Source organism: Mesorhizobium sp. LCM 4576 (assembly GCF_001854815.1).
Taxonomy (GTDB): Bacteria; Pseudomonadota; Alphaproteobacteria; order Rhizobiales; family Rhizobiaceae; genus Mesorhizobium; species Mesorhizobium plurifarium.
In genome coordinates this window covers 577,192-601,136 of record NZ_MDDT01000057.1, presented here as the reverse complement: position 1 = coordinate 601,136, position 23,945 = coordinate 577,192, and the positions used below count along the sequence as shown (strand labels likewise).

Below are 23,945 nucleotides of genomic sequence, written 5' to 3'. Positions count from 1 at the left end.
AGACTCCGCCGCGCCGGGGCACGCGGCGTAGGGCGACAATCCGGAGCGAGCCGCTTATGACCCAGTTGTGCACGCGTCGCCGGATCACTACTTTGTCGGCGGGCATGATGCCGTTCGGCAAAATTGAGAAAAGCCTTCATGAAGGTCGTTGAACGCTACATCATGCGCCGGGCGCTGACGATGTTCCTCGCCGCGCTGGCCTGGACGCTGGCGATCGTGTGGACGACGCAGGTGCTGGCCAAGATCGACCTCGTCACAGACAACGGCCAATCGGCGCTGACCTTCTTCGAGGTCGCGGCGCTCATCATCCCCTCCATCATCCCGATCGTGGTGCCGTTCGCCCTCGTGGTCGCGGTGGCGCAGACRCTAAGCGCGATGAATACCGATTCGGAGCTGGCAGTGCTCAGCGCCGCGGGCGCCTCGCGCTGGACGATCGCGCGGCCGATCCTGCTGCTCGCGGCTTTTGCTTGCGCCTTTTCCTTCATCGTCGACAACGCGATAGACCCCTATGCCAGGCAGAAGAACCGCCAGCTGGTAGCGGCTTCGCGCGCCGACCTCGTGTCGCTGATCATCCAGGAAGGCACATTCCGCAAGATCGACGACGGCCTCTACCTGCAGGTCGGCGAACGACTTCCCGGCAACCGGCTCGGCGGCATCTTCGTCGCCGATTCGCGCGAGGAAGGCGCCAGCCTCACCTACTATGCCAAGACAGGCAGCATCGTCGAAAAGGGCGACGAGAAGGTGCTGATGATGAATGACGGCGTCATCAACCGCAAATCGGTGACCGGCGACCTCTCCGTCATCCGCTTTACCTCTTACGCCTTCGACATGTCGGCCTTCATGTCGGCGGCGAACGACATCAYGCTTCTGCCCAAGGACCGGACGACGGCGTATCTGCTCAACCCGGATCCCAATGACAAGATGTTCCAGCGCGACCCTGGCAACTACCGTGCGGAGCTCAACCAGCGCTTCGCCGAATGGTCCTATTCGCTGGTGTTCGCGCTGATCGCGCTTGCGGTGGCGGGCGATGCGCGCTCGCATCGCGAAGCACGCATCAATCCGCTGATCACGGCGATCGCGATCGCGCYTTTCGTGCGATGGCTGGGCTTCTTCGCCGCCGGCAAAGCCGATAAGGTCTGGTACTATGTCTACCTGCTCTACGGCATACCGCTCATCGCCTCCGCGGTGTCGATCTGGTTCATCGTCTCATCCCGCACCATGGAATTGCCGGTCAGCTGGGCCGACTGGCTGACGGGCCTCGCCAAGCGCGCCGGCGACAATTGGACGGCATTCAAGCTCTGGCTCGCGCGCCGCACTTCGGGCCAGGGAGYCTGACCATGGGCTGGACGCTGGGCCGCTATTTCTTCTTCCGCTACGTCTCGATCACTTTCTGGTTCTTCCTGGGCCTGCTGGCGCTGGTGTTCCTGATCGACTTTACCGAGCTTTCCGGCCGCACGACCGGGCTGCCCGGCTTCACCTACGGCATAGCCTTCGCCATTTCGGCGCTCAGGATGCCGATGATCATGCTGCAGACGGTGCYGTTCGTCGGGCTGTTCTCGGCGATGGCGACGCTGGTGTCGCTCAACCGCCGCTATGAGCTGGTCATCGCGCGTTCGGCAGGCGTCTCGGCCTGGCAGTTCCTGTTCCCCTGCTGCGTCGGCGCACTGATGTTCGGCGTGCTGTCGGTCGCCATCATCAACCCGATCGCCGCGCATGGCTTTTCCTGGTCCGAGCAGATGGAGAACGACCTCAGGGCCGGCAAGTCGAATGCGGTCACCACCAACGTCACGCCGTGGCTCAGGCAAAAGACCGAATCGGGCGACACCATCATCGGCGCTCGCGCCATCCTCAACCAGGGGCTGGAGATGGCGGATGCGGTGTTTTTCATCCTCGACCCGCAGGGCAACATCGCCGAGCGCAAGGATGCCGCCAAGGCTTTCCTGCGCGACGGCTACTGGGAATTGCAGGACGTCAAGGTCTTCAAGGGCGGCAATATCCAGGCGCTGGCGTCCGACAAGGTGCCGACCAATCTCAAGCCGGAATTCGTGCAGGAGCGCCTGGCGCGCCCGGAAACCATCCCCTTCTACGAGCTGCCGCGCAAGATTGAGGTCGCCCGCTCCTTCGGCCTGAAGGCCAACGCCTTCGCCATGCAATTTGATTCGCTGGTGGCGTTACCGTTCCTTCTCGTGGCCATGACGCTGATTRCCGCAACAGTTTCAATGCGATTTGCGCGAATGGGGCAGTCGGCAACGATGATTCTGGGTGGCGTCGTGGCCGGCTTTCTGCTTTATGTCGTTTCGGTACTGGTCAAGGCATTCGGTGTAGCCGGATTCGTGCCTACGGTGGTGGCTGCATGGGTTCCGGTTGTCGTGGCTATGTTCTTTGGGGTGACGTTTCTGCTATACAAGGAAGACGGCTAGTGAGGGAGGCTGGATTGCGCAGCCATAGGCAGGCCGGTTTGGCACGCCTCTATGGGGCGACCGCCTTGGCGTGTCTGTTCGCTTGTGCGGTGCCGACGGCACCCGCGCTGGCGCAGCAGATTACTGCCAAGCCCGTCCCCTCCGGCTCGCAGATGCTGCTGGCCGCCGATACGCTTGTCTATGACAACGACAAGCACACGGTGACGGCCGTCGGTGGTGTGCAGATCGACTATGGCGGCAACAAGCTGGTCGCCCAGCGCGTGGTGTACAACCGCGACACCAAGCGGCTCGTCGCCAGCGGCGCCGTCGAGCTGATCAACAGCGACGGCACCAAGGTCAATTCCGACCATATCGACATCACCGACGATTTCGCCGATGGCTTTCTCAACGCGCTGCGCGTCGAGACGATCGACAAGGCTTACTTCGCCGCCGAGAGCGCCGAGCGCATGGGCGGCGTGCTCACCACCTTCCACAACGGCGTCTACACCGCCTGCGAACCTTGCGAGGACAAGCCGGACAAAGCGCCGACCTGGCGCGTCAAGGCGCGGAAGATCATCTGGAACGGCGAGAAGAAGACGGTCCGCTTCGAGAACTCGAATTTCGAGTTCTTCGGCTTCCCGCTCGCCTACCTGCCGGCCTTCGAGATCGCCGACCCGACGGTGAAGCGCAAGAGCGGCTTCCTGATCCCCGGCATCGTCTACAACAACCATCTCGGCGTCGGCGTCAAAGTCCCCTATTACTTCGCCCTGTCCCCGACCTATGACCTGACCGTCACCGGCAGCGGATATACCAAGCAGGGTTTCCTCGGCGAGGCCGAGTGGCGCCAGCGCTTCAACAACGGCCAGTACACGCTAAAGATCGCCGGCATCAATCAGCAGGATCCCGACGCATTCATCGATTCCGCCGGCCATAATGTGAATTCCGGCGAACCCGGCGATCCGAACAAGTTCCGCGGCATGATGGGCACCAAGGGCCAGTTCGCCATCAACGAGCGCTGGAATTTCGGCTGGGACGTGCTGCTCCAGACCGACAAGGAATTCTCGCGCACCTATAATATCGAAGGCTACAGCGACCTCGTCCACCAGTCGTCGATCTATCTGACCGGCTTGAGCGACCGCAATTATTTCGACGTCCGCGCCATGCGCTTCGAGGTTCAGGAAGACACGCTCTCCAGCGATCCGACGTCGCGCTCCGCCAAGCAGCCTTGGGTGCTGCCGTCGTTCGACTATGCCTATATCCCCGACACCTCGGTGGCCGGCRGACAGCTGTCGTTCAACGTCAACGCGCGCGTGATCAGCCRCAACCGGCTGGACRCCGTGCTCGCTAATGCCARYGACCCGGATTYGATCAACAATGTGCGCGGCATCGAAGGCGAATCGAGCCGGCTGAGTGCGGAAGCCGAGTGGAAGCGCACCTTCACCACCGATGGCGGCCTGCAGTTGACGCCACTGCTCGCCTTCCGCRGCGACGCCGGCTACGTCAACGCCAATTCGGCTTCGCTCGCCGCCGTCAACCAGATGGGATCGAATCTGGGCGAAGACGTCGACATGCGCTCCTCGCTCGCCCGCTACATGGCCACCCTCGGCCTCGAGGCGCGTTGGCCGCTCCTGTTCTCGATGCCCAGCTCCAGCCACATCCTGGAGCCGACCGCGCAGGTCTTCGTGCGTCCGAACGAACAATATGTCGGCGGACTGGCCATCCCCAACGAAGACGCGCAGAGCTTCGTCTTCGACGCCACGACGCTGTTCGAGCGCGATAAATTCTCCGGCTATGACCGGATCGAAGGCGGCACGCGCGCCAATGTCGGCTTCCGGTACTCGGGCGCCTACGACAATGGCTGGGCCACGAACGCCATCTTCGGCCAGTCCTACCAGCTCGCCGGCGAAAACTCCTTTGCCGCACCGGATCTCGTCAATGTCGGGGCAGAGTCCGGCCTGGACAAGCGGACCTCGGACTATGTCGGCCTCGTAGGCTTCAACAGCCCGAGCGGTTTCTCCGGCTCGCTGAGCGGTCGTTTCGACGAGCAGACCTGGGAGGTCAGGCGCGCCGAAGTGAAGGCTGCCTATTCCAGCCTGCCGATATCGCTCAGCGCCAAATATGCCTTCATCGAGGCGCAGCCGCTTTATGGCTTCACCACCGACCGCCACGAGCTCACGCTGGGCGCCTCGACGCATCTGGCGCAGAATTGGCGGCTGTTCGGCACGGGCACCTACGACCTCCAGACAAATGTGCTGGTCAAGGACGGTGTCGGCTTCGCCTATAATGATTCCTGCTTCACCTACATCATGACGTATTCGCAGACGCGCGACACCGTCACCAAGGAAGTGTCGCAGAACATCGGTTTCAACCTGTCGTTCCGCACGCTCGGCGATTTCGGTTCGTCAACAAGCGCGGTCGATACCATCCAGTGACCAAGCGGCAGGCGCGCGCGCCGATGGGGCTTTGGTCTTGATTTGGAGCGTGATCCTTCGAGAATGGGCCTGATTCTCAGGGCCATGCRCCGGCGACATCGTTTCGCCGCATAGGACGGGCATGGGATCGACTGCATGGCGCAGGCGTTCGGAGGACGCGCGGCGCCGTCATGGTGGGGAAAGATCGGGAAGGTAAGATGAGGAAATACCTGTTTTCAGCGGGATTGGCGCTTCTGGTGGCGGCGGCCTCGGTTTCGGTCACGGCTGCCGTGCAGCCTGCTTTCGCCGCTGAGATCAAGTATGTCGTCAACGGCATACCGATCACCTCCGGCGACATCGCGCACCGCACCGCCTTCTTCAAGCTGCAGCACAAGAAGGGCGATGCCAAGGAGGAGATGATCGATCAGACGCTGCGGCTGGCCGAAGCCAAGCGACTCGGCATCCGCATCTCCGATCAGCAGGTCGACGCTGCCTACCAGCGCTTCGCCTCAGGCAACAAGATGCCGCTGGCGARACTGGACGCGATCATGGCGCAATCGGGCGTCACCAAGGAGCATTTCAAGGAATTCATCCGCGCCCAGATGGCCTGGAACCAGGCGCTCAGCGCACGCTACCGCTCCGGCGAAGGCGGCTCGGTAACCGAGCAGGACGCCGTGCGGCGCATGCTTGACAAGGGCGGCGCCAAGCCGACGGCGACGGAATATATGCTGCAGCAGGTGATCTTCGTGGTRCCGGCATCGGAGCGCGCCGCCACGCTCGCCAAACGCAAGCGCGAGGCCGACGCCATGCGTGCCCGCTTCAACGGCTGTAACACCACGCGCGACTTCGCCAAGGGCCTGCTCGACGTCACCGTGCGCGATCTCGGCCGCTTTCTGGCGCCGCAATTGCCGTCCGACTGGGCCGAGCAGATCAAGGCGACCAAGACCGGCGGCGCGACGCCGACCCGCGAGACCGAGCGTGGCGTCGAGTTCATCGGCGTCTGCTCCTCGCGCGAGGTCTCCGACGACAAGGCCGCGCAGATGGTGTTCCAGGCCGAAGGCGGCAACGACAAGGACGCCGAAGAGCTCAGCAAGAAATACGTCGCCGAACTGCGCCAGAAGGCCAAGATCGTCGAGCGCTAGAGCGACAAGCGTGTCTCGACGCAGCAGCGAGTTCGCCCAAACCATGAGCGGCCTGGTCCGCGCCCTGGTATGAGCATGCAAAAGACCGGTGCCCCGCTTGCGCTCAGCGTCGGCGACCCCTCGGGCATCGGACCCGAGATCGCCATCGCCGCCTGGCAAGCGGGCGAGAGCGCCGGCGTGCCGCCCTTCTATCTCATTGCCGACCCAGCTTTGATCGAAGCCCGCGCGCGGCTCGTCGGCGCAAATGTCACCATTGCCGAGACGCTGCCGGGACAGGCAGCGCATCATTTTTCCCGGATGCTTCCCGTCGTACCGCTCGATGCGCGCCATTTCGACAGCCCAGGACAGCCGGACCCGGCCAATGCCGCCGGCACCGTCGAAGCCATCGACCGCGCYGTCGCGGACTGCCTCGCCGGCCGCGCGGCGGCGATGGTCACCTGCCCGATCGCCAAGAAGCCGCTTTACGATGCCGGTTTCGGCTTTCCCGGCCACACCGAATATCTGGYGCATCTGGCCTCGCGGCACACCGGCAGGGACGTGACGCCGGTGATGCTGCTGGCGGGACCTGATCTGCGCACCGTTCCGGTCACCATTCACATCGCCTTGGCCGAGGTGCCGAAGGTGCTCACGACGGAGCTGATCGTCGCGACCGCGCGCATCACCGCCGCCGATCTCAAGAGCCGTTTCGGCATCGCCCGGCCGAGGCTTGCCATCGCCGGGCTCAACCCGCATGCCGGCGAAGGCGGYGCCATGGGCTCCGAGGATAACGCAATCGTCGCCCCGGCGGYCGAGACGTTGAAAGCGGAAGGCATCGACGCGATCGGGCCGCTGCCGGCCGACACGATGTTTCATCCGCGTGCGCGCACCTCCTATGACGCGGCGCTCTGCATGTATCACGACCAGGCGCTGATCCCGGCCAAGACGCTGGCTTTCGACGAGGCGGTGAACGTGACGCTGGGCCTGCCCTTCATCCGGACCTCACCCGATCACGGCACCGCTTTCGACATCGCCGGCAAGGGCATAGCGCGCCCCGACAGCCTGATCGCCGCGCTGAGGCTGGCGGGCCGGCTGGCCGACAGCGGACGGCGGGGGCGGACCGCCGCAGCATGAGGCTCAATTGAACGCGCGCACCACGATCGACGGGTTGCCGCCGCTGCGCGAAGTGATCGAGCGGCACGGCCTGCAGGCCAAGAAGGCGCTCGGGCAGAATTYCCTGCTCGACCTCAATCTGACAAGCAAGATCGCCCGCGCGGCCGGCGATCTCGGCAAGGCGACCGTGATCGAGGTCGGYCCTGGTCCCGGCGGGCTGACRCGGGCACTGCTCTTCAACGGCGCGCACCGCGTGGTCGCCATCGAGCGCGACGAGCGCTGCCTGGAGGCGCTGGCGGATATCTCCAGCCATTATCCCGGACGCCTCGATGTCATACCAGGCGATGCGCTGAAAACGGATTTTGCCGCACTTGCCGGCGAGGCGAATGGTGAGCCGGTCAAGATCGTCGCCAACCTGCCTTACAATATCGGCACCGAGCTTCTGATCCGCTGGCTGACGGTGGCCGACTGGCCGCCCTTCTACCAGTCGATGACGCTGATGTTCCAGCGCGAAGTGGCGGAGCGCATCACCGCGGGTCCCGGCAGTGACGCCTATGGCCGGCTCGGCGTCCTGGCCGGCTGGCGCGCGGAAGCAAAAATCGCCTTCGACGTGCCGCCGCAGGCTTTCATTCCACCGCCCAAGGTCACCTCCTCCGTCGTGCATCTGGTGCCGCGCTCGTCGCCCCTGCCCGCCGAGGCAAAAAAGCTCGGCCACGTCACCGAAGCCGCCTTCGGCCAGCGCCGCAAGATGCTCAGGCAAAGCGTGAAGAGCCTCGGCGGCGAGGCCTTGCTGCTGCGCGCCGGCATCGACCCGACGCGGYGGGCCGAAACGCTGAGCGTCGAGGAGTTTGTGAGGCTGACCAACGCGGTGTAGCCAGTTAGGGACGCCTTAGCCACAGCGCCTCAGCTTCTCCATCAGTCCACTGATCCGATGCAGCAGGCTGGCATTTGTCATTCAGATGCATTACATTGAAGATCTAGGAGATTTCCAATGCCAGCGAACGCACTCGTTCAGACGCGCATCGATGCTGATATCCGTGATCGGGCTTCGGCAGTGCTCGAAAGTATGGGACTTACGGTTTCAGATGCGGTTCGGATCCTTCTCACCCGAACCGCCAACGAGGGTGTGCTGCCCATCRATCTGCTCGCAAATAGCGAGGCGTACGACGCGTGGTTTCGCACCAAAGTGCGCGAAGCACTGGACGACACCCGAGCCGACATCCCTGACGAACAAGTCGAGGCGCATTTCTCTAAAAGACGCGCTGCAGCGCGTCGCAAGATCAACGAGCCTAAATCTTGAAGATCGTCTGGTCGGCATTCGCACTTTCGGATCGCGACGGGATATTCACGTATATCGAGGCTGACAACCCTGCCGCCGCAATTGCGATCGATGAGCGGATTGTTACCGCGACAGGCCATCTCCGCGACTTTCCCGAGAGCGRCCGTACCGGCAGACTCTCAGGAACACGAGAGCTTGTCATCGTGGGCACGCCATATGTCGCGGTCTATCAGTTAGTCGAGAGCAGGATTCGAATCCTTCGCGTGCTTCACGGAGCACAGCGGTGGCCCGACGATCGTACAGATAGCTGACGCTATCCGGCTTGTCCGGCCTGCCTCACCCCGTCTTCTCGTCCAGCAATCCCGAAATGAAGTCGAACAGGCCAGGCCGCCTGTCGCGGCGCAGACGCTCTGCGGTGACGATGGCGCGGACCTCGGCGAAGGCGCGGTCGAGATCGTCGTTGACGATGACGAAGTCGTATTCCTTCCAATGCTCGATCTCGAGGCGGGCGTTCTTCAGCCTGGTCTCGATGACGGATTCCTGGTCCTCGGCGCGGCGCTTCAGGCGCGCCTTCAACTCCTTCATCGACGGCGGCAGGATGAAGATCGAGACGATGTCGGCGCGCATCTTCTCCTTGAGCTGCTGGGCGCCCTGCCAGTCGATGTCGAAGAGCATGTCGCGGCCCTCGGCCAGCGCCACTTCCGCGGGCTCGCGCGGCGTCGCGTAGCAGTTGCCGTGCACTTCGGCCCATTCGAGCAGCGCGTCGGAATCGCGCAGCCTCTCGAATTCGCGCATGGTGGTGAAATGGTAGTGGACGCCATCGATCTCCGAGCCACGGCGCGGCCGTGTGGTGACGGATACCGACAACTCCAGACTTGAATCTTTTTCCAGCAGGTTGCGCGCGATCGTCGACTTGCCGGCGCCCGAGGGCGACGACAGCAYCAGCATCAATCCGCGGCGGCGGATGCGGGATCCCAGATCCCTGGCAGCCGTCGGCTCCTTGGCAACCATTCCCGTCACTCCAGATTCTGGACCTGCTCGCGAAACTGGTCGACCACCGCCTTGAGCTCAAGCCCGATCGCGGTCACCGCGGCGGCGTTCGACTTCGAGCACAACGTATTCGATTCGCGGTTGAATTCCTGCGCGAGAAAATCGAGCTTGCGGCCGACGGCGCCGCCGCTTTTGAGCAGCGCCCGCGCAGATGCGACATGCGTCTTCAGCCGGTCGATCTCCTCGCGGATGTCGGCCTTTGTGGCGAGGAAGGCAGCTTCCTGGTGCAGCCGGACAGCATCGAGGTTGGCCGAGGCGTCCATCAACAGACGCACCTGCTCGGCGATGCGCTCGCGGATTGCCGCAGGCTCGCGCGAGGGATCGGCCTCCGCCTTCAGCGTCAGCGCCTCGATGATGTCGATATGGCCCGCGAGCAGCGCGCCAAGTGCCGCGCCCTCGCCTCGGCGCGCCTGCTCCAGCCCGGTAAGCGCCGCCTCGAGCGCCGACAGGATCGCGGCGTCAAGGGCGGCCCGCTCCTCCTCGGTCTCGACGGCCTCGGGAACATCGAGCACACCGCGCAGCGAGAGCAGGCCGTCGGCGGTGGCAGGCTCGGTGCCGAACTGCTCCTGCAAGCGCTTGGCCAGCCCCGCCAGATCCTTGAGGAAGGCCTCGTTGACCACCGGCTGGGTTTGCCTGGCGGCGGCGCGACCGACGGTTAGCGTCGCCTGGAAATTGCCGCGCGCGAAGCGCTTCTGAACGGTCTGGCGGACGCCGGTTTCCAGCCGGTCGAAGCCCTGCGGCAACCTCAGCCTCACCTCGGCGCTCTTGCCGTTCACCGATTTCACCTCCCAGGCGATCGAGGTGCCATCGCTTTCGGCGGCGGACCGCGCAAAACCGGTCATGCTCTGCAGGCTCATTGCCCTGTCGTCCCCCTGTCGCAGCCCAGGCATGCGTGGCCCAGCGCGCTGCGCGCCCCAGAAATCGCCCGGCAATCTGCCGGCGCCCCCTCAAAACATGAATATGGCCCCGCGTCAAAGGACGCGTGCGGCAAGCCTACTGCGCGGCGTCGCCGCCGGCGTCGCCATTCTCGCCGCCGTCGCTGTTGTTACCGCCGTCGGCATTGCCATCGGGAGCGGCCGGCGCCGTCGTCTGGCCGGAAGCCTTGGCGGCGGCGTCCGCCTGCTTCTTCTGCAGCGCCCGGTAGCGGGCGACGTTCTGGTTGTGCTCTTCGAGCGTCGCTGCGAAGACATGGCCGCCATTGCCGTCGGCGACGAAATAGAGGTCGTCGGTCTTCGACGGATTGGCGACCGCTTCGAGCGCCGCACGGCCCGGATTGGCGATCGGCGTCGGCGGCAGGCCCTTGATCATGTAGGTGTTGTAAGGCGTCTGCTTGTCGAGGTCCGACTGATAGATCGGGCGGTCGGCGGGCTTTCCCTTGCCGCCGAACAGGCCGTAGATGATGGTCGGGTCAGACTGCAGCCGCATGCCCTTGGCCAAGCGGTTGAGGAACACTGCGGCGACGCGCGAACGCTCGTCGCTCCTGCCCGTTTCCTTCTCGACGATCGAGGCGAGCGTGACGAAGTCATCGATGTTGGCGATCGGCAGATCGGGCGCGCGATGCGACCAGACGTCTTCGACCAGCTTCTTTTGGTCGGCGATCAGCTTGTCGACCATCTGCTGCCTGGTAGCGCCGCGGGTGAAGCGCAGCGTGTCGGTGGCAATGCTGCCCTCCGGCGGCAAGGTCGCAGGCATGTCGCCGGTGAGCGCCTCCTGATCGGCCACGCGTTGCAGCGCCTGCTCGACCGTCAGCCCTTCGGGAATGGTGAGCGAGTACATCACCGATTTGCCGCTCTTGAAAAGCTCCATGATGTCGCGCATCGAAGCGCGCGGCTTGATGGCGTATTCGCCGGCCTTCAGCGCCGATTCATTGCCGGTGGCGCGCACGCCGAGCCGGAAGATGCGGGCATCGCTGATCAGGCTGCGGCGCTCGAGCTGGTCGGCGATCTCCTGCACGCCGGTGTTCGGCTTGATCATGAAGGTGTCGCCATTGGCGGACGGGCCAGGCTCGATGAAAGCCTGCATGCCGAAATAGAGCGCCGCACCCGAGGCGAGCACCACCAGGATGACCAAGGAGAGGAAGAAATTCAGGAACACGACGACCTGGCTGCGCGAGGCGCGCGAACGCTTCGACGGCGGTGGTGTGCCGGCTTCCGGACGCAACGCCTCGGCGGCGGTCTTCGGCACGATCGGCCCCTTCGCGCCTTGCCGTCCGAATTCCCCGTCGCTCGGATTAGTGTTCATGACGCCCTGCCGTCTGATCTTGCAACGAATCCCCCGCCGAAAAGCTAGGGGCGAATTTGGCAAAAATGACGGCAGTTGGCGGACTGCCGATTAGTCTGTCTCTGAGCAATTCGGAGGGGAAACCGCGCGCTCCGTGGGACTGCTCCGGTTGCTACTCAGCCATTATAACGCTGGAACACGAGCGAGGCGTTGGTGCCGCCGAACCCGAAGGAGTTCGACAGCGCGACGTCGATCTGGCGCTGGCGCGGCTTGTTCGGCACGAGGTCGATCGCCGTCTYGCGTTCCGGATTGTCGAGATTGATGGTGGCGGGCGCAACATTGTCGCGGATGGCGAGGATCGAGAAGATCGCTTCCGCAGCGCCCGCGGCGCCCAGCAGATGGCCGATGGACGACTTTGTCGACGACATCGAAATCTTCGAGGCCGCATTGCCGACCAGCCGCTCGACCGCGCCAAGCTCGATCGTGTCGGCCATGGTCGAGGTGCCATGGGCGTTGATGTAATCGACATCGGCCGGCGAAAGCTTCGCCCGGTTCAGCGCCGCCGTCATGCAGCGGAAGGCGCCGTCGCCGTCCTCGGCGGGGGCGGTGATGTGGTAGGCGTCGCCGGTCAGTCCGTAGCCGGTGACTTCCGCATAGATCTTGGCGCCGCGCGCCTTGGCGTGCTCGAGCTCTTCCAGCACGACGACGCCGGCGCCCTCGCCCATGACGAAACCGTCGCGGTCGCGGTCATAGGGACGCGAAGCGGTTTCCGGCGCGTCGTTGCGTTCGGTGGAGAGCGCGCGGCAGGCGGCGAAGCCGGCGATCGACAGCCTGGTGATCGGCGCTTCGGCGCCGCCCGCCACCATGACGTCGGCATCGCCCCACATGATCAGCCGGGCCGCGTCGCCGATGGCATGCGCGCCGGTCGAGCAGGCGGTGACCACCGCATGGTTCGGGCCTTTCAAGCCGTGACGGATGGAAACCTGGCCCGAAACCAGATTGATGATCTGTCCGGGGATGAAGAAGGGACTGATGCGACGCGGGCCGCGATCTTTCAGGATCATCGCGTTCTCGGCGATGCCGTCGATTCCGCCGATGCCGGAGCCGATCAGCACGCCGGTGGCGCACTGGTCCTCATGTGTTTCGGGCTTCCAGCCGGAATCGGCCAGCGCCTCGTCGGCGGCCGCGATGCCGTAAAGGATGAAGTCGCCGATCTTGCGCAATTCCTTCGGCTCGAGCACGGCCTCCGGATTGAAGGTTCCATTCGAGCCGTCGCCGCGCGGAATGATGTGGGCGATCTTGCAGGCAAGATCGTCCACCTCGAATTCGGTGACGCGGCGGCAGGCGCTGCGGCCGGAGAGCAATTCCCGCCAGCTGTGCTCAAAGCCCATGCCGAACGGCGAAAGCAGGCCAAGGCCCGTGACGACGACACGCCTCATCGCAGGTCCTCCCCGGTGATGCCCGCGAAAGAACTCAGGCCGAGGCCTTGTCGATATACTTCACGGCATCGCCGACGGTCAGGATGGTCTCGGCGGCATCGTCCGGAATTTCGACGCCGAACTCTTCTTCGAACGCCATGACGAGTTCGACCGTGTCGAGGCTGTCCGCGCCCAGATCGTCGATGAAGCTCGCCTGCTCCGTCACCTTGTCGGCATCGACGCCGAGATGCTCGATGACGATCTTCTTGACGCGCTCTGCGGTGTCACTCATTTGGGGCAATCCTCGTCTTATGTTGTCTATCTTCGTTAGCGGGCGGAATGCCGCTAATCAAGCTGAAAGATGGTCTTGCGGGCAACGCAACGCCACAGGACCGGTTTTTGCCCGAACCGCCGGGTTGCGGGCCGCATTACACGAAAAATGACGGGCGTCCAAGCCGAAATGGCTGTTTTCACAGGCGCCCGGCGCCCCAGATCGCCCTTAGATCATCGCCATGCCGCCATTCACATGAATGGTCTGGCCGGTGACGTAAGCCGCCTCATTGGAAGCAAGATAGGCGACGGCGGACGCAACCTCGGCGCTGGTGCCCATGCGCCTTGTCGGGATCGCGGCCATGATCGTCTCCTTCTGCTTGTCGTTGAGCTTGTCGGTCATGGCCGATTCGATGAAGCCCGGAGCGACGCAGTTGACGGTGATGTTGCGGGTGGCGATCTCCTGCGCCAGCGATTTGGAGAAGCCGATCATGCCGGCCTTGGAGGCGCAGTAATTGGTCTGRCCGGGATTGCCGGTGACGCCGACCACCGAAGTGATGTTGATGATGCGGCCATGGCGGCGGCGCATCATCGGATGGGTGAGCTCGCGGGTGAGCCGGAACACGGCGGTCAGGTTGACTTCGATCACGCTGTCCCAGTCGGCGTCCGACATGCGCACGAACAGGCCATCCTTGGTGATGCCGGCATTGTTGACCAATATGTCGACGCCTTCGAGGTCGGCTTCCGCCTTCTGCCCGAGCGCCTTGACCGCGTCACGGTCAGTCAAATCGGCCGGAAACAGCTTTACCCGGTCGCCCAACTCGCCGGCCAGGGCTTCCAGCTTCTCCACGCGGGTACCGTGCAGGCCGACGATGGCGCCCTGGCTGTGYAGCACCCTGGCGATCGCCTCGCCGATGCCGCCCGTTGCGCCGGTGACGAGCGCCTTGCGGCCGGTCAGTTCGAACATTTTTCTCTCCTGATCTCAGAGAGGCACCCTTGGCACAGGTGCCGTCAAATCGCCAGCCTGTCAGGCGAGCGTCGCCAGCGCCGCCTCGACTTCCGCCGCAGTGCCGACGGCGGCGGTGGCGATCTCGCGGTTGATACGACGCGCCAGGCCCGACAGCACCTTGCCGGCGCCGACCTCGTAAAGCGTCGACACTCCATTGGCGCCGAACCATTCCACCGTCTCGCGCCAGCGCACGCGGGCAACCACCTGCTCGACCAGGCGACGGGCGATCTCGTCCGGGTCGCTGGTTGGAGTCACGGTGACATTGGAGACGATCGGAACCACGGGCGCCGATTTCGCGACACCAGCCAGCGCTTCGCGCATGATGTCGGCCGCCGGCGCCATCAGCGCCGAGTGGAAGGGAGCGGACACCTGCAGCATCAGCGCCCGCTTGGCGCCTTTTTCGGTGCACAGCTTCGCCGCCAGTTCGACCGCCGCCTTGGCACCCGAAATCACCAGCTGGCCGCCGCCATTGTCGTTGGCGACCTGGCAGACCGAGCCCTTGGCCGCTTCCGCGCAAGCCGCTTCGACATCGGCCTGCTCCAGCCCGATGATGGCCGCCATCGCCCCCTCGCCGGCCGGCACCGCCGCCTGCATGGCGTTGCCGCGGGTCCTAAGCAGCCGAGCGGCGTCGCCGACAGAAACGAAGCCGGCCGCGCCAAGCGCGGAATATTCGCCCAGCGAATGGCCCGCGACATAGRCCACCTTGTCCTTCAGCGAGAAGCCGCGCGCTTCGAGCGCCCGCATCGCCGCCAGCGACACCGCCATCAGCGCCGGCTGGGCGTTGGCGGTCAGCGTCAGCGTCTCTTCCGGCCCTTCCCAGATAAGTTTCGACAGTTTTTCGCCGAGCGCGGCGTCCACTTCCTCGAAGACGCGGCGCGCTTCCGGGAATTGGTCGGCGAGGTCCTTGCCCATGCCGACGGCCTGGCTGCCCTGTCCCGGAAAGGTGAATGCGACGGCCATTGAAGTCTCTCCCGAGGCTGGTTTTTTCCTGCCTCTGGCGCAAGGCGGACGGCCAAGTCAAGCCCGCCGGCGCCCTTTGGATCCGCAATTCGGCCGGAAAAGGTTGYCGACTGCCTGTTCCGAAAGGCTTTTTGGCGATCACACCTGATGAAAACCGCTCACGTTTGGGTTGCTGGCTCTTCTTATTTCCGCCACAGGCGCTAGCTTTGCGTGACACTTCGATGACAGAAGCGTGACGGGCGTGGAAGGCGTGTTGCGTGGGCCGGGGGAAAACAGAGTGGCAAGGACCAGAAAAGGCGTGGCCAAGCCCGTGCCGGGCTTTTTGGAAGACGATCCGTCCACCGGCTATCTGCCCGKACGAACCTGGCCGACCGTACGCTATGGCCTGACTACAGTTCTCGCGGCGGCCCTGCTTGTCTTCGCGATCGAATGGATCGTGCGCGGCGATTTCTTCGGCACGGTCGATTTCTTCCTGCAGCCGTTCAAGCCGGGCTGGACCACCATCATCCTCTTCGCGCTGGTGCTGGTCGGGCTTGACGCCATATTGGGCCGCAGCCACCAGAGCCTGATGATCGTGGCGCCRCTGACGCTGGCGCTTGCCTTTGTCGGCCACCAGAAATCGCATTATCTCGGCGACCCGCTCTATCCGACCGATTTCCTGTTTGCCCGCCAGATCGTGGCGCTGATGYCGCTTCTGGTGCGCGAACGGCCGTGGACGGCGGTCATGYTGGCCGCGGCCATAATCGGCGGCCTGACGCTGCTCGTCTATTGCTGGCGGACCTGGCGGCGGCGGGTTCCGATCCTCAGCCGCAAGGGCCGCCTGGCGCGGTTGGCGCTTGCCGTGCCGCTGCTCGCCTTCTTCGTCTCGATCATGGACTACGCCACCTTCTCGTGGACGCGCGACCGGCTGCAGATCATCCCGATCATGTGGGACCAGAAGGAGAACTACGCCTCCAACGGCTTTGCGCTGGCCTTCGCGATGAACGTGCCGATGGCGCATGTCTYGGCGCCTCCCGGCTATTCGCAAAAGACGATGGATGCGATCCAGCGGCCCGATGTCGCCGCTTCCGTGCCGGACGATAAGCCGGATATCGTGGTGGTGATGAGCGAATCCTTCTGGGATCCGACACAGCTGCCCGGCGTCAGCATCAAGCCCGACCCCATCCCGACAGTACGCGCCTTGCGCTCCGGCTCGATGTTCTCGCCCGAGTTCGGCGGCATGACCGCCAATATCGAATTCGAGGCGCTGACCGGCTTTTCCAATGCCTTCTTGCCGGCCGGCTCGATCCCCTACCAGCAATATGTGCGCACCCCAACGCCCTCGCTGGCGACTTTCCTGAAGAGCGAGGGCTACCGGGCGCACGCCATCCATCCGGGCACCAACTGGTTCTGGAACCGGGGCGCCGTCTATGCCGATTTCGRCTTCAACGACTTCCGCTCGGAAGAGACGCTGCCGCCGATGGAGAAGCGCGGGCCGCTGGCTTCCGACGCGGCGATGACCGACGAGATCATCCGCGAGGCGGACGCCAGCGACGATCCGGTGTTCCTGTTCGCCGTCAGCCTGCAGAACCATGGGCCTTACGAGCCCTACCGCTACTACAATCCGACGCATTCGGTCGATGCGCCGATCAGTTCCTGGGCGCGGGAATCGCTGCTTTCCTATGCCGAGGGCTCGGCCGACGCCGACCGCGGCCTGCAGCGGCTGATCGACTGGGCGAAGGCCCGCCCGCGGCCGACCATCATCGCCTTCTTCGGCGACCATCTGCCGCCGCTCGGACCGGTCTATGTCGAGACCGGCTTCCTCAAGGACAATGTCGCGCCGCGCAAGGAGCCTAGCGACGCCGCGCTCGAGCACCACGACACGCCGCTGATCATCTGGTCGAACCGCTCCGGTCCGGTGCAGAACCTGGGCTCGGTCAGCCCGGCCTTCCTGCCCTACCATATCCTGACCACGGCCGGCATCACCCACCCCTACTACACCGGTTTCCTCGGCGCGCTGCGCGAGCATTACCGGGTGGTCGACCGCAATCTGCTCCTGTCGCCCGCAGGCGAAGCGACGCCGGACTGGGCGAGGCAAAAGCAGATCGATCCGCGGATCAACGATTTCCGCCTCATCCAGTACGACATGATGTTCGGCAAGCGCCACTCGGCGCCCGACTTCTTCCCCGAGACGGTGGACAAGCTGGTGGCGCATACGAGCTGAGATGAGTTGCGAAAGACGATTTCGTCGTGTGTCAGCTTGCCGTCGGTCTCGGATGCCCTTGATTTCAGCTTCAGACCGGCAGCCCGAGCTGCTTTCGCAGGCTCTTGTCGAATGCGGATGCGGGGACTAAGYGGCRCAGAAGGCTGACTTGGCGCRCCATATTTCCCGCCGCGTAGCGCCGCTTCGTTGCAGGTGCCGCCCGTCGTCATGGCCGCGGCGCCCCCGTCAGTTGGTGAGCTGCAGCCTGGAGAACTTGTTGGCGATCGTTTGGAACACGTTGGGCAGCTTGGCCGGGTCCTCGACGGCGTAGTAGTCGCTCGGGTCGGATGCGCAGGCGCTGTAGAGCGAGCGGTTGRCCGCCGTGTCGGCCTGCAGCACCATGGTGTAGATCTGGACACCCTGGCTCTTCAGCTGGGCGCAGACATCCTTGGTCCAACCGTCGACGTTGCGCGCCGCCGTCGTCTGGTTGCTTGAACCGAAACGGCCGCTGGCAAGGTAGCCGTAGGAGGTGTAGTCCGATTTCTGCGGCGTGTTGGAGGCGCCGTAGACGACGTTCTCGCCGTCGGTCAAAAGCATCACCACCTTGGTGACGCCGGCCGTCTTGTAAGGGGCGGCGTCGGTGTAAGGCGGCTGCGGCGACAGCACCCGCTGGCCCCAGCTCAAGCCCTCCGACACGTTGGTGCCGGAGCCGTTCCACTCGCTCATCTGGCTTGCCGCCAGGCGCAGCTTGTCGAAGTCGTCGGTCAGGGGAATGATCGGCGTCGGGCAGGCGCGGTTCGGACCGATGGTGATCGTGCTGCCAGTCTCGGTGATTATCTTCGCGGTCGAGGCGACGTATTTCGCGATCGTCGTCAGATCGCCCGTCAGCAGCCCGCTCAGATCGATGCCCAGTATGTTCTGGTTCAGCTTGGTCTTGTCGATACTGTCGTCCAGATAGGAATTGTTGTAGCCGGTCGACGAATTGCCGTAGGAGGCCGACGGCTTCTTGGCGACGTCCGGATCGTCCGGCGCGAAATACGGCACGAACAGCGTATCGGGCTTCGAGGGGTCCGGCGGCGTATCGGAAATGTTCAAGGCACCTGGCCGCGCCTCGACGCAGCCCTTCCAGCCCGTGTTGTTCCATCCGCCCTTCTGGCCAAGCTGCCTGAACAGCGCCATATGGTTCGGCCGCTTGCCGTCGATCATCGGGAAATTGACGCCGTTGGTGGACGACTTGCCGTCCATGTCGAGCCAGGACGGGTCGAATTCGGGGCCATTGACGTTGACGGCTGTGACGAAGGGCACCAGCGAGGCGCGGACGGAACGGGTCGGCGATTTGACCGCTTCGAGATAATCGAGCAGCGACTTGGTCGCCGTCCGCAGCGCGGTAATGCGCGCGCCGGCCATCGAGCCGGTGTTGTCCAGCACCAGCACCACTTCGAGCTGGTTGTTGGATTCGACCGCGGAAGCGTCGACGCTGATGTGCTTTTCGGCGCCGAACAGGAATGCGAAGTTGAGATTGACGTCCGCCGAGGCGGTGGCCCTGGTCTTGACGAAGTTGACGCCCCTGTCGACCGTCAGCGTGGCCTTCGGGTTGGAAAGCTCGCCGTGGCTGGCGATATTGGCCTGGAAATAGCTGTTGAAGGCATCGGCGCGCGTCACCTCGGCGTCGCCCAGATGCGAGGAAGCGAGGTTCGCCGCGTCCAGCGCGTTCTGCAGATTGCTTTTGGCCCGCATCAGCGTCGAGACGTCGGTCGCAAACGCCACCGCGCCCAGCATGGCGGGCATGCCCACCGCCAGCATCAACGAGAAATTGCCGCGCCGAGAGCGCCAAAACTGCCTGAGAAGCATTCCCTACCCCCTGGAATTGCTTGATGGGAATCGGCCGATTTCCGGCCGCCTTGCGGCCCGCGCGCCTCTCATGCTCCTTTCATGATAAACGCGCGGTTACAACCGGGTGCAACCTTTTGGGGTGGTTAAAGCCCGATTACCGCAAGATCGGGTATCGGTCGCGCTGGCGCACCGCCTGCCCGAAATGCAATGGACCTCATGCACGGCTCGCCCGAGCGCTCAGCCACCAATCATCGGGCCTACCCATGCACCGACGTATCTCGCTGACCGTCCAGCCAGCGTCTGTCAGTTCGGACCGCAGGGCGGCCTCGCGCCAGTATGTCTCGACATAGCGTCGTGGCGCCGCAGCGCTGCCGCCTATCGAGACATCCTCGCCGTCGCCGTCTCTGACCGAGACATGCAGCCGGCCGCCGGTCCTGGTCGCCTCGGCAAGTCTTCCAAGCACTGTGCCGAAATCCTCGCGCGCGACGTGGATCATACAGGCACAGGCCCAGATACCRTCGTACGGCATGCCGGGACGGTGCGGGTCTGTCAGGTCGTCGGTCAGCGGGTCCAAGAGGTCGGCGTCAAAGCCGCTCTTGCGAAGAAGTTCGACGAAGCCCTGTGCAACGTCGGTACGTCGGACGCTGATCCCCCGCTTCTCAAGCTCGACTGCATCTCGCCCGCCGCCGCTTCCGATCTCCAGCACTCTTCCCGAGCCGCCAAGTTCGGCCACGAACGCATCGATCTCGGCCGCGACCCATTGGGGCATCGCCGCGGCCTCGGCGGCGTACTGCGCCGCGTCTGCATCATAGGATCGCACGGTGTCCCGGTCAGTGCTCATCCTAACGTTCTTCCCCAGCAAGAGGTGCCCCTCGTCCATCGGCCGTTCACGCTTTCGGCCATTGGTGACATAGCGGCGACTTGTTTCTCGGCCATAGCAGAAATTCAGTCTGACACACGACCCGGCCTTGCCTTCGCCGGAAATTGCTATATAGACGCCCGCAATCTGCCGGTCCTTGCTGGGGGCTGAACGGAGGGCCGTGGCTTTTCGAAGCCGCGACACGAAGCCAGAAGCGCTTTTTAGCCTCCCGTGTCTCCGCTCTCGACCGTCTCGTGATGCTCCTTTCTTCCCCGTTCCGTCGGGTCAGACAAGTTGCAGAGGCTTAGCCGCGAGGGCCGGACAGAGAAACGAAGAAAGGCAGAAAGACATAATGGCTCTTTACGAACATGTGTTTCTTGCCCGGCAGGACCTGTCGCAGCAGCAGGTTGACGCGCTTGTCGAACAGTACAAGGGCGTCATCACCGCGAATGGCGGATCGGTCGGCCGGATCGAGAACTGGGGACTGAAGTCCCTCACCTACCGGGTCAAGAAGAACCGGAAGGCTTACTACACGCTGATGGACATCACCTGCCCGCCGGCCGCGCTCAACGAAATGGAGCGTCAGATGGGCCTGTCGGAAGACGTCCTGCGCTTCCTCACCATCAAGGTCGAGGCGCATGAGGAAGGCGCTTCGGCAATGATGCAGAAGCGCGAAGAGCGCTCCGAGCGCGGCGGCTTCGGCGACCGTGACCGTGGCGATCGTGGCTCGCGTTCCTTCGGCGACCGCGACCGCGGCGACCGTGGTCCGCGTTCGTTCGGCGACCGTGAAGGCGGCGACCGTGGCCCGCGCCGTCCGCGCGAAGGCTTTGAAGGGGGTGCAGAATAATGGTCGACATCAACCAGATCCCGACCCGGCGCCCGTTCCATCGCCGCCGCAAGACCTGCCCGTTCTCCGGCGCCAATGCCCCGAAGATCGACTACAAGGACGTGCGTCTCCTGCAGCGCTACATTTCCGAGCGCGGCAAGATCGTGCCCTCGCGCATCACCGCCGTCAGCCAGAAGAAGCAGCGCGAGCTCGCCAAGGCGATCAAGCGCGCCCGCTTCCTCGGCCTGCTGCCCTACGTGGTCCGCTAAGGCCTGATGAAGTTCAAGGCGGSCGGCTTGCCGCCCGCTTCCACCCCGCGGYGACGGGCGCCATGGCGGTTTGAAGTCAAATCCCGAGTTGGGGCGAATAGCCTCTAACTGCCGAGACAGGCWGGACAGCGACACCGGCGGCGACGCCCTTTTTGCTTCCTGACCTGTTCCAACGAATCCGACGCCGTCCCAGATGGYGCCAACCGAAAGGAACGAAACCATGGAAGTCATTCTCCTCGAGCGCATTTCCCGCCTCGGCCAGATGGGCGAGACCGTCAAGGTCAAGGACGGGTTCGCCCGCAATTTCCTTTTGCCGCAGGGCAAGGCGCTGCGCGCCAACGAAGCCAACAAGAAGAAGTTCGAAGGCCAGCGCGCTCAGCTCGAAGCCCGCAACCTGGAGCGCAAGTCCGAGGCCTCCAAGATCGCCGAGACGCTCGACGGCAAGAGCTTCATCGTCGTGCGCTCGGCCGGCGAGACTGGCCAGCTCTACGGCTCGGTGTCGACCCGCGACATCGCCGAGCTGCTGACCGCCGAAGGCTTCACCGTCAGCCGCAACCAGATCGAGCTCAACCAGCCGATCAAGACCATCGGCCTCTCCAATGTCGCGATCGCGCTGCATCCGGAAGTCGAGGTCACCGTGACGCTCAACGTCGCCCGTTCGGCCGACGAGGCGGAGCGCCAGGCCAAGGGCGAGACGCTGACCACCGCCGAAGCCATCTATGGCGACGACATCAACGACAATGCGCGGCCGGAGAATTTCTTCGATCCGAACGCCGAGTTCGAAGGCGGCGAAGAGAACGCCTGATCGCCGGGCCTGACCGGCACAGTTTCCGAGGCATCGCCTCGGCTCACACATGTCCAGGATTTCTGGACCAACGCCCGGGTCTCCGACCCGGGCTTTTTTGTGCCAAATGGAACTTTTCGACACCCCATATCTTGTGCACATTACAGCGTAGCGCGTCGATTGGACGCGGGCCGCGCGCTGTGGCACTTTCGCTTTGGCATTCCAGTCCGATTACCGGGTGATCCGACTGAGGGGACATTTGGTCATGAACATCCTGTTGAAACACGTTCTCGAACGCCTGGTGCGCGTCGGAGACCTCAAGGTGACCGGCCCGAAGGGCACGACGCACAAGTTCGGCGACGGCAGCGGCGAACCGGTRCATATCCATATCAAGACCTCGCATGCCGAGCGCGCCATCACCTTCGACCCGATGCTCGCGGTGCCCGAATCCTACATGGACGGCGAACTCGACGTGCTCGAGGGCGGCGTTCTCGGCCTGATGCGCATCGCGTTCCAGAATATGGGCTCGAGCGGCATCGACGTGACCTGGTCGAAGGCGATCGAGGGCCTGCGCCACGCCTTCCGCCGGCTGCAGCAGATCAACACCGCCTCGCGCTCGCGCCGTAACGTCGAGCGGCACTACGACCTCTCCGGCGAGCTCTACAAGCTCTTCCTCGACGAGGACATGCAGTATTCCTGCGCCTATTTCGAGCAGCCCGACATGACGCTGGACGAAGCGCAGCTTGCCAAGAAGCGCCACATCGCCGCCAAGCTCAGGCTCAAGGCGGGCCAGACGGTGCTCGACATCGGCTCCGGCTGGGGTGGGCTCGGCCTCTATCTCGCCAAGGCCTTCGACGTTGACGTGCAGGGCGTGACGCTGTCGACGGAGCAGCACGGCGTCTCGACCGACCGCGCGCATGCGCAGGGGCTGCAGGACCGCGTGCATTTCGATCTCAAGGATTACCGCCACATCAACGAGCGTTTCGACCGCATCGTCTCGGTCGGCATGTTCGAGCATGTCGGCGTCAACCACTACCGCACCTTCTTCGACAAGGCCGCGACGCTTCTGAAGCCGGACGGCGTCATGCTGCTCCACACCATCGGCCGCTCCGGCGTGCCGTGGGCGACCAGCGCCTTCATCCGCAAGTACATCTTCCCCGGCGGCTATATCCCGGCGATGTCGGAAGTGCTGCCGGCGATCGAGAAGTCGGGCCTCGTCGTCACCGACATCGAAATCCTGCGGCTGCATTACGCCGACACGCTCAAGCATTGGGGCGCGCGCTTTGCCGCCAACCGCGACAAGGCGAAGGCGATCTATGACGAGCGCTTCTGCAGGATGTGGGAGTTCTACCTCGCCGCCTCCGAGGCCGCCTTCCGCTGGCAGGACCTGGTGATCTTCCAGTTCCAGATCGCCAAGAAGAACGACACGCTGCCGATGACGCGCGACTACATGGCCAAATGCGAGAAGGCGCTGGAGCTGCGCGACATCGGCCACAAGGAGCCGGCGGCGACTGCCCCCTCCAAGCCGACCCGCCGCAAGAAGGTTGAATAGGCGCGCAATGCCGCTTGCCATTGTGGCCTGACGCCATGAAAAAGGTCTCGTTCGCGAGACCTTTTTCATGACCTACCTCATCTACACCGCAGCCGCCCTTGCCGAGATCGCCGGCTGCTTCTCGTTCTGGGCGTGGTGGCGGCTGGAGAAGTCGCCGCTCTGGCTCGTTCCTGGCCTCGTCTCGCTGGCGCTGTTCGCCTTCCTGCTGTCGCTGGTCGACACCGACGTGGCGGGACGCGCCTATGCCGCCTATGGCGGCATCTACATCGTGGCCTCGCTCGGCTGGCTGTGGCTGGTCGAAGGCGCGCGCCCCGACCGATGGGACTTGGCCGGCGCGGCGATCTGCATCGTCGGCGCCTTCGTCATCCTGCTTGCGCCGCGCGGGGCTTGAGG

General features: G+C 64.2%; 23 protein-coding genes and 1 pseudogene. 14 read left to right on the top strand and 10 right to left on the bottom strand.

What is annotated here, in order from left to right:
* Positions 1-138: 138 nt before the first annotated feature.
* The 8 genes from lptF (at position 139) to LCM4576_RS28515 (ending at position 8,631) form a co-directional block, all read left to right on the top strand.
* Positions 139-1,335, top strand: coding sequence for an LPS export ABC transporter permease LptF (gene lptF, locus LCM4576_RS28550; RefSeq protein ID WP_071035749.1), 1,197 nt, complete (start codon positions 139-141; stop codon positions 1,333-1,335).
* 2 nt (positions 1,336-1,337) lie between these two features.
* Complete coding sequence (gene lptG, locus LCM4576_RS28545) at positions 1,338-2,420, top strand: LPS export ABC transporter permease LptG (protein WP_071035748.1); 1,083 nt, start codon at positions 1,338-1,340, stop codon at positions 2,418-2,420.
* Positions 2,420-4,831 carry an LPS-assembly protein LptD gene (locus LCM4576_RS28540; protein ID WP_071035747.1) on the top strand — a complete coding sequence of 804 codons (2,412 nt, stop codon included), beginning with the start codon at positions 2,420-2,422 and terminating at the stop codon, positions 4,829-4,831. The genes lptG and LCM4576_RS28540 overlap by 1 nt, the downstream gene beginning before the upstream one ends.
* Before the next feature lie 197 nt (positions 4,832-5,028).
* Entirely contained in the window at positions 5,029-5,952 is a 924-nt protein-coding gene (locus tag LCM4576_RS28535; RefSeq protein ID WP_071035746.1) for a peptidylprolyl isomerase, read from the top strand.
* A gap of 75 nt (positions 5,953-6,027) precedes the next feature.
* The gene (gene pdxA, locus LCM4576_RS28530) at positions 6,028-7,062 is read left to right on the top strand and encodes a 4-hydroxythreonine-4-phosphate dehydrogenase PdxA (RefSeq protein ID WP_071035922.1); all 1,035 of its coding nucleotides are present in this window, start codon (positions 6,028-6,030) and stop codon (positions 7,060-7,062) included.
* A 7-nt stretch (positions 7,063-7,069) separates the two neighbouring features.
* Positions 7,070-7,915: a 16S rRNA (adenine(1518)-N(6)/adenine(1519)-N(6))-dimethyltransferase RsmA gene (rsmA, locus tag LCM4576_RS28525; RefSeq protein ID WP_071035745.1), complete on the top strand. Its 846-nt coding sequence runs from the start codon at positions 7,070-7,072 to the stop codon at positions 7,913-7,915.
* A gap of 117 nt (positions 7,916-8,032) precedes the next feature.
* Positions 8,033-8,341 (top strand): type II toxin-antitoxin system RelB/DinJ family antitoxin, encoded by a 309-nt coding sequence (locus LCM4576_RS28520; protein ID WP_071035744.1) that lies wholly within the window; start codon positions 8,033-8,035, stop codon positions 8,339-8,341.
* Positions 8,338-8,631: a type II toxin-antitoxin system mRNA interferase toxin, RelE/StbE family gene (locus tag LCM4576_RS28515; protein ID WP_071035743.1), complete on the top strand. Its 294-nt coding sequence runs from the start codon at positions 8,338-8,340 to the stop codon at positions 8,629-8,631. The genes LCM4576_RS28520 and LCM4576_RS28515 overlap by 4 nt, the downstream gene beginning before the upstream one ends.
* 25 nt (positions 8,632-8,656) lie before the next feature.
* On the opposite strand, the gene gmk is transcribed toward LCM4576_RS28515, so the two are convergent.
* The 7 genes from gmk to fabD form a co-directional block, all read right to left on the bottom strand.
* Positions 8,657-9,331: a guanylate kinase gene (gene gmk, locus LCM4576_RS28510; protein ID WP_071035742.1), complete on the bottom strand. Its 675-nt coding sequence runs from the start codon at positions 9,329-9,331 to the stop codon at positions 8,657-8,659.
* Between the two features lie 5 nt (positions 9,332-9,336).
* Entirely contained in the window at positions 9,337-10,227 is an 891-nt protein-coding gene (locus LCM4576_RS28505) for a YicC/YloC family endoribonuclease (RefSeq protein ID WP_071035741.1), read from the bottom strand.
* Between the two features lie 136 nt (positions 10,228-10,363).
* Entirely contained in the window at positions 10,364-11,611 is a 1,248-nt protein-coding gene (mltG, locus tag LCM4576_RS28500) for an endolytic transglycosylase MltG (RefSeq protein ID WP_071035740.1), read from the bottom strand.
* Between the two features lie 155 nt (positions 11,612-11,766).
* Complete coding sequence (gene fabF, locus LCM4576_RS28495; protein ID WP_071035739.1) at positions 11,767-13,029, bottom strand: beta-ketoacyl-ACP synthase II; 1,263 nt, start codon at positions 13,027-13,029, stop codon at positions 11,767-11,769.
* Positions 13,030-13,063: 34 nt separating this feature from the next.
* The gene (locus LCM4576_RS28490) at positions 13,064-13,300 is read right to left on the bottom strand and encodes an acyl carrier protein (protein ID WP_006203723.1); all 237 of its coding nucleotides are present in this window, start codon (positions 13,298-13,300) and stop codon (positions 13,064-13,066) included.
* Between the two features lie 207 nt (positions 13,301-13,507).
* Positions 13,508-14,245 (bottom strand): 3-oxoacyl-[acyl-carrier-protein] reductase, encoded by a 738-nt coding sequence (gene fabG / locus LCM4576_RS28485; protein ID WP_041010746.1) that lies wholly within the window; start codon positions 14,243-14,245, stop codon positions 13,508-13,510.
* A gap of 60 nt (positions 14,246-14,305) precedes the next feature.
* Positions 14,306-15,247, bottom strand: coding sequence for an ACP S-malonyltransferase (gene fabD / locus LCM4576_RS28480; protein WP_071035738.1), 942 nt, complete (start codon positions 15,245-15,247; stop codon positions 14,306-14,308).
* Positions 15,248-15,524: 277 nt separating this feature from the next.
* On the opposite strand from fabD, the gene LCM4576_RS28475 reads away from it, so the two are divergent.
* Complete coding sequence (locus tag LCM4576_RS28475; protein WP_071035737.1) at positions 15,525-17,450, top strand: LTA synthase family protein; 1,926 nt, start codon at positions 15,525-15,527, stop codon at positions 17,448-17,450.
* A gap of 70 nt (positions 17,451-17,520) precedes the next feature.
* On the opposite strand, the pseudogene LCM4576_RS37385 reads toward LCM4576_RS28475, so the two are convergent.
* The 3 genes and pseudogenes from LCM4576_RS37385 to LCM4576_RS28465 all read right to left on the bottom strand — a co-directional run.
* Positions 17,521-17,643 (bottom strand): annotated as a pseudogene (locus tag LCM4576_RS37385) (short-chain dehydrogenase/reductase); the annotation flags it as partial.
* Positions 17,644-17,675: 32 nt separating this feature from the next.
* Positions 17,676-19,280 carry a pilus assembly protein gene (locus LCM4576_RS28470; RefSeq protein WP_071035736.1) on the bottom strand — a complete coding sequence of 535 codons (1,605 nt, stop codon included), beginning with the start codon at positions 19,278-19,280 and terminating at the stop codon, positions 17,676-17,678.
* A gap of 196 nt (positions 19,281-19,476) precedes the next feature.
* A complete protein-coding gene (locus LCM4576_RS28465) occupies positions 19,477-20,103 on the bottom strand; it encodes a bifunctional 2-polyprenyl-6-hydroxyphenol methylase/3-demethylubiquinol 3-O-methyltransferase UbiG (protein ID WP_071035921.1) in 627 nt (208 codons plus the stop codon).
* A gap of 370 nt (positions 20,104-20,473) precedes the next feature.
* On the opposite strand from LCM4576_RS28465, the gene rpsF reads away from it, so the two are divergent.
* From rpsF to LCM4576_RS28440, 5 genes are all read left to right on the top strand, one after another.
* Positions 20,474-20,968 (top strand): 30S ribosomal protein S6, encoded by a 495-nt coding sequence (gene rpsF, locus LCM4576_RS28460; protein ID WP_040984630.1) that lies wholly within the window; start codon positions 20,474-20,476, stop codon positions 20,966-20,968.
* Entirely contained in the window at positions 20,968-21,216 is a 249-nt protein-coding gene (gene rpsR / locus LCM4576_RS28455) for a 30S ribosomal protein S18 (protein WP_006203718.1), read from the top strand. The genes rpsF and rpsR overlap by 1 nt, the downstream gene beginning before the upstream one ends.
* Positions 21,217-21,436: 220 nt before the next feature.
* Entirely contained in the window at positions 21,437-22,021 is a 585-nt protein-coding gene (gene rplI / locus LCM4576_RS28450; protein ID WP_040984793.1) for a 50S ribosomal protein L9, read from the top strand.
* 244 nt (positions 22,022-22,265) lie between these two features.
* Positions 22,266-23,552, top strand: coding sequence for a cyclopropane-fatty-acyl-phospholipid synthase family protein (locus tag LCM4576_RS28445; protein WP_071035735.1), 1,287 nt, complete (start codon positions 22,266-22,268; stop codon positions 23,550-23,552).
* Positions 23,553-23,619: 67 nt separating this feature from the next.
* Positions 23,620-23,943 carry a YnfA family protein gene (locus tag LCM4576_RS28440; protein WP_041010741.1) on the top strand — a complete coding sequence of 108 codons (324 nt, stop codon included), beginning with the start codon at positions 23,620-23,622 and terminating at the stop codon, positions 23,941-23,943.
* Positions 23,944-23,945 lie beyond the last annotated feature (2 nt).